Origin of the sequence: Neobacillus fumarioli NBRC 102428, assembly GCF_001591485.1 — a bacterium.
GTDB lineage: Bacteria > Bacillota > Bacilli > Bacillales > Cytobacillaceae > Neobacillus > Neobacillus fumarioli.
The window spans coordinates 1-5,178 of the sequence record NZ_BCUZ01000164.1 but is presented as its reverse complement, the minus strand read 5'-3'; the positions used below and the strand labels follow the sequence as shown (position 1 = coordinate 5,178).

General features: G+C 40.5%; 5 protein-coding genes. 4 read left to right on the top strand and 1 reads right to left on the bottom strand.

The window, feature by feature from the left end; translation table 11 throughout:
* The first annotated feature begins 166 nt into the window (after positions 1–166).
* The 4 genes from tsaE to tsaD are packed head-to-tail and all read left to right on the top strand — an operon-like array spanning position 167 to position 2,809.
* Positions 167–622: a tRNA (adenosine(37)-N6)-threonylcarbamoyltransferase complex ATPase subunit type 1 TsaE gene (gene tsaE / locus BFU02S_RS14720; protein WP_066372257.1), complete on the top strand. Its 456-nt coding sequence runs from the start codon at positions 167–169 to the stop codon at positions 620–622.
* Positions 619–1,323 carry a tRNA (adenosine(37)-N6)-threonylcarbamoyltransferase complex dimerization subunit type 1 TsaB gene (gene tsaB / locus BFU02S_RS14715; protein WP_066372254.1) on the top strand — a complete coding sequence of 235 codons (705 nt, stop codon included), beginning with the start codon at positions 619–621 and terminating at the stop codon, positions 1,321–1,323. Before tsaE ends, tsaB begins: the two co-directional genes overlap by 4 nt.
* Before the next feature lie 14 nt (positions 1,324–1,337).
* Complete coding sequence (rimI, locus tag BFU02S_RS14710) at positions 1,338–1,787, top strand: ribosomal protein S18-alanine N-acetyltransferase (protein WP_066372251.1); 450 nt, start codon at positions 1,338–1,340, stop codon at positions 1,785–1,787.
* Positions 1,784–2,809 carry a tRNA (adenosine(37)-N6)-threonylcarbamoyltransferase complex transferase subunit TsaD gene (gene tsaD, locus BFU02S_RS14705; protein ID WP_066372248.1) on the top strand — a complete coding sequence of 342 codons (1,026 nt, stop codon included), beginning with the start codon at positions 1,784–1,786 and terminating at the stop codon, positions 2,807–2,809. Before rimI ends, tsaD begins: the two co-directional genes overlap by 4 nt.
* A gap of 320 nt (positions 2,810–3,129) precedes the next feature.
* Here tsaD and BFU02S_RS14700 read toward each other — a convergent pair whose 3' ends face one another.
* Positions 3,130–5,049: an ABC transporter ATP-binding protein gene (locus tag BFU02S_RS14700; RefSeq protein WP_066372245.1), complete on the bottom strand. Its 1,920-nt coding sequence runs from the start codon at positions 5,047–5,049 to the stop codon at positions 3,130–3,132.
* Positions 5,050–5,178 lie beyond the last annotated feature (129 nt).

The window sequence follows — 5,178 nt, the reverse complement described above, 5'->3', positions numbered from 1 at the left end:
CTTTATAAAATATTAAAATAAGTATGAAACAATGTTTCGTCTTTTTTTATTTTTCCTATTCAATTACATATTAAATAAAAGATCCTTAGGAGTCATCCTAAGGTTTTTTTTGCACATAAATAAGGTAAAATGGAGATATGGAAAGTAATAGTATAAAGGTGATGGAATGAATCAATTTGAAATATTGACTGGAAGTTCGGAGGAAACTTTCCGCTTTGCTGAAAAACTGGCCCAATTTTTACAGCCGGGAGATGTGATTGCCCTTGAAGGAGATCTAGGGGCTGGGAAAACGACGTTTACCAAAGGTTTAGCCAAGGGGTTGGAAATAAAGAAAACCGTAAACAGTCCTACATTTACGATTATTAAAGAGTATCAAGGAAAGCTACCATTATATCACATGGACGTTTACCGAGTAGAAGATTCTTATGAAGACCTTGGTTTTGATGAATATTTTGAAGGGGATGGTGTCACGGTAGTAGAATGGGCTCACCTCATTGAGGAACAGCTGCCGGAGCAGATTTTAACTATTTATCTTTATCATGAAGAACAAGATCATCGGAAAATTGTTCTAGTGCCGAAAGGTCGAAGATATGAGCAATTATGTAAGGAGATTTTTAAATGACGATATTAGCGATCGATACTTCTAACCATCCATTAGGAGTTGCGCTTTTAGAAAATGACCAGGTAATTGGAGAGTATATTACCAATTTAAAAAAGAACCATTCTATTCGTATCATGCCGGCGATTCAAGCATTAATGCAAGATTGTGAAAGAGTGCCTGCAGATTTAACGAAAATTGTCGTAGCAAAGGGACCAGGCTCTTATACTGGGGTTCGAATTGGTGTGACAATTGCTAAGACGTTGGCATGGACACTGAATATTCCGCTTGTTGGGGTTTCCAGCCTTGAAATATTGGCAGCTGGTGCCGGCCGCTATTTTGAGGGATACATATCCCCGTTATTTGATGCCAGAAGAGGACAAATCTATACGGGTTTGTATCAATATGTTCATGGGAAACTTGAGACGACAAAGAGAGATCAAGTCGCAATGGCTGTGGATTGGGCGGAACAATTGACTGAAATGGATAAGCCTATATTATTTGTTGGCAATGATCTTTCCATTCATCGTGACGTTATAGGAGAACGGCTAGGTTCCCGGGCTATTTTTGCAGGTGTGACGGAGCAAAATCCCCGTCCTTCGGAACTTGCAATGTTGGGAAAAGATAAACAAGGGGAAGATGTCCACACGTTTGTACCGAATTATATCCGTTTGGCTGAAGCGGAAGCGAAATGGCTGGAGAAACAAGCAAAAAACTTTCAATAGATAGGAATTAGATTATGACAGATACATATGCTTTTCGTTATATGAGGGAAGAGGATATTGACCAGGTATTGGAGGTAGAGCATGCTTCCTTTACATTGCCTTGGAGCAGGGAAGCCTTTTACAATGAAATACACAATAATAAGTTCGCTGTTTATATAGTCCTTGAACATGAGGAACGGATTATTGGTTACTGTGGAGTATGGATCGTGGTCGATGAGGCCCATGTGACCAATGTAGCGATCCTCCCTGCGTATAGAGGTAGGAAACTTGGAGAAGCGATGATGCGTAAGCTGATGAGTGTTTCTAGAGAGATGGGGGCAAAGAGAATGACACTTGAGGTAAGGGTATCAAATTATATTGCTCAATCTCTATATCGGAAAATGGGATTTCAAAATGGGGGTATTCGGAAAAATTATTACTCAGATAATTTAGAAGATGCTTTAGTAATGTGGGTGAATTTATGAAAAAAGATCAAGTGATATTAGGAATTGAAACAAGCTGTGACGAAACTGCTGCAGCAATTGTGATCAATGGTTGTGAAATTGCCGCAAACGTTGTAGCCTCCCAAATTGAGAGCCATAAACGGTTTGGCGGAGTGGTTCCGGAAATTGCCTCGCGCCATCATGTCGAACAAATAACGATTGTCTTGGAAGAGGTTTTGCAACAGGCCAATATGACCATGGCTGATATTGATGCGATCGCAGTAACTGAAGGCCCCGGATTAGTAGGAGCTCTGTTAATTGGAGTAAATGCAGCGAAGGCGCTGGCTTTTGCTCATAATAAACCGCTTGTGCCCGTCCATCATATTGCTGGCCATATTTATGCGAACAGGCTGGTAACAGAGTTGAAATTTCCATTATTGGCATTAGTAGTGTCAGGAGGGCATACAGAGCTTGTGTATATGAAAGAACAGGGGCATTTTGAGGTAATTGGTGAAACGAGGGATGACGCAGCAGGGGAAGCTTATGACAAGGTTGCAAGGGTATTACATATGCCGTATCCAGGCGGCCCACATATTGACCGATTAGCCCATGAAGGCAGTCCAGTAATTGATCTGCCGCGGGCATGGCTTGAAGAAGGATCTTACGATTTCAGTTTCAGCGGATTAAAATCGGCTGTGATCAATACCGTGCATAATGCCCAGCAGCGCGGTCAGACGATTAAACCCGAGGATCTTGCAGCGAGTTTTCAGGACAGTGTGGTTGAAGTATTAGTGACAAAAACGGTAAAAGCTGCTGAGGAATATAGAGTGAAACAAGTAATTGTTGCCGGCGGGGTAGCTGCTAATAAAGGGCTTAGAAGTGCTTTAGAAACGGCTTTCTCTGAAATTGAAGAGGTTGATTTAGTCATACCGCCGTTATCTTTATGTACCGATAATGCTGCTATGATCGCGGCAGCGGGAAGTGTCTTGTTTGAAAAGGGAGTCAGAGCAGATATTTCATTAAACGCCAATCCAGGGCTGGATATTGAAATTTTTAATGCATAATCCTTCCACATAGCAGGAAGGATTTTTTTTAGAAATTAAACAAACGTTTGTTTAAAAAATGATCTGAATAGAAAAGGTATATGAACTGGGATGTGGATATTTTTTTGAATTATCAGGAGAATTACATCAATATCTTGTGGATAAATTGGAATACCCTTGTTGATAATGTGGATAAAAATGTTGTTTGCTGTTGGTAATGTGGAAAAGTTTAAAAATCATTTAACTTCTAATGAACAAACTGTGAATAACATTGTGGAAAAGTGGAATGTTTTTGGGGATATCTACAAAATAAAAACCGGGTGACGCCCGGTTTTCCACAGTTATTCAGCTAATTCGGCCCATTCTTCCATTAGCTGCTCCAATTCAGACTTTGCTTGTTCATTGTGAATGGTAATGTCCATTACTTTTTCGTGGTCTTGAAAAATTTCTGGCTCACATAATTGCTGCTCGTAATATTGAATCTGGTTCTCTAATTCTTCAATCCGCTGTTCGATTTCTTCCAACTTCCGTTTTCGCTGGCGCTCCAGTTTTTTGCTTTCTTTATCCTGTTGATAACTCTTTTTGTCCGAAGTTTCTGTTTTACTCATTTGTTTCCCGGCTTCTTCTTGAGCCAGCTTGGCAAGCTCCTCCTGTTCCAGCTTCTTCTCTACATAATAATCATAGTCGCCAAGATATTCAGTGCTGCCATTTTGACTTAACTCTACCACCTTTGTCGCGATGCGGTTAATGAAATAACGGTCGTGAGAAACGAATAACAGTGTACCCGGATAATCAATTAAGGCATTTTCCAGCACTTCTTTGCTATCAAGGTCCAAATGGTTGGTCGGTTCATCGAGAATTAGTACATTTGCTTTTTTCAGCATCAGCTTTGCCAAGGATAAGCGGGCTTTCTCACCGCCGCTTAAGGATGAAACGATTTTTAGGACATCATCACCAGAAAATAGGAAATTTCCAAGCACTGTTCGGATTTCTTTCTCTGGTTTGAGAGGATAATCATCCCAAAGTTCATTTAATACCCGCTTATTCGAGGTTAAGTTGGCCTGCTCCTGATCGTAATAACCAATCGACAGATTCGTGCCGTAAGAAATCGTGCCGGATAGGGGAGGAAGTTTTTTGATAATCGTTTTTAGCAGTGTCGATTTTCCGATTCCATTTGGACCGACAAGAGCGATGCTCTCACCTCGTTGAACACGGAAGGAGATATCTTTTGAAATAGTCTCACCATCATAACCAACTGCAAGAGAGTCAATAGTCAATACATCATTTCCACTTTGTTTTTCAATTTCAAATGAAAAGGAAGCCGACTTTTCATCTCCTAACGGGCGGTCCATGATCTCCATTTTCTCCAGCTTTTTTCTTCGGCTTTGCGCCCGTTTAGTAGTAGAAGCACGTGCCAAATTCCGCTGGATAAAGTCCTGCAGGTCGGCAATTTCCTGCTGCTGCTTTTCATACAGCTTCATATCGCGTTCATAATTGGCCGATTTTTGCTCTAGGTAAGCACTATAGTTCCCTACAAATCTCTGCATTTGTTTACGGGATAGTTCATAGACTTGTGTAACGACTTTATCCAAAAAATAGCGGTCATGGGAAACAATCAAAATCGCTCCGTCATAGCTTTGTAAATATTGTTCGAGCCATGTAAGGGTTTCAATATCAAGATGGTTCGTCGGCTCGTCCAAAATTAAAATATCAGGTTTCGTTAACAGCAGTTTCCCTAATGCTAACCGTGTTTTTTGCCCACCACTGAGACTGGAAATCGATACTTCAGGGTCCGGGAAGTTTAATCCATGAAGGACTGAGCGAATATCGGCTTCAAATTGATAACCGCCCAGTTCTTTAAATTTCACTTGCAGCTCGTCATATTCTTTTAAAACTCGTTCATATCGGTTTTGGTCATTGAAGACGTTTGGGTCAGCCATTTGCTCTTCCAGTCGGCGTAAGGATGATTCCATAGTTCTTAAATGTTCGAACACACTGAGCATTTCTTCCCAAATGGATAAATCTGATTCCAGCCCGGTATTTTGCGCTAAATAGCCGATTGTTACATCCTTTGGTTTAATAATTTCTCCGCCGTCATATCCGAGTTCGCCGGCAATAATTTTCAGCAAAGTGGATTTACCTGCGCCATTTCGCCCAACAAGGGCAACACGGTCTCTTGATTGTAATTCTAGTTTTATATTCGATAAAATAAGGTCAGCACCATAATATTTTTCAAGTTGGTTCACTTGCAATAAAATCATTATTTTCACCTCAATTACTAGAATTAGTGTACCGTATTCCCAGAATATCGGCAATAAAGCAAAAAATATCTTCATGCGTTCAAAGTTTCACACACATGAACATTAAAATATAGTATGATTTGGTAGTGT

Excerpts from the sequence above, each read along its gene's own strand:
- BFU02S_RS14700 (WP_066372245.1), bottom strand. The coding sequence starts at position 5,049 with ATGATTTTATTGCAAGTGAACCAACTTGAAAAATATTATGGTGCTGAC.
- rimI (WP_066372251.1), top strand. The coding sequence starts at position 1,338 with ATGACAGATACATATGCTTTTCGTTATATGAGGGAAGAGGATATTGAC.
- tsaB (WP_066372254.1), top strand. The coding sequence starts at position 619 with ATGACGATATTAGCGATCGATACTTCTAACCATCCATTAGGAGTTGCG.
- tsaE (WP_066372257.1), top strand. The coding sequence starts at position 167 with ATGAATCAATTTGAAATATTGACTGGAAGTTCGGAGGAAACTTTCCGC.
- tsaD (WP_066372248.1), top strand. The coding sequence starts at position 1,784 with ATGAAAAAAGATCAAGTGATATTAGGAATTGAAACAAGCTGTGACGAA.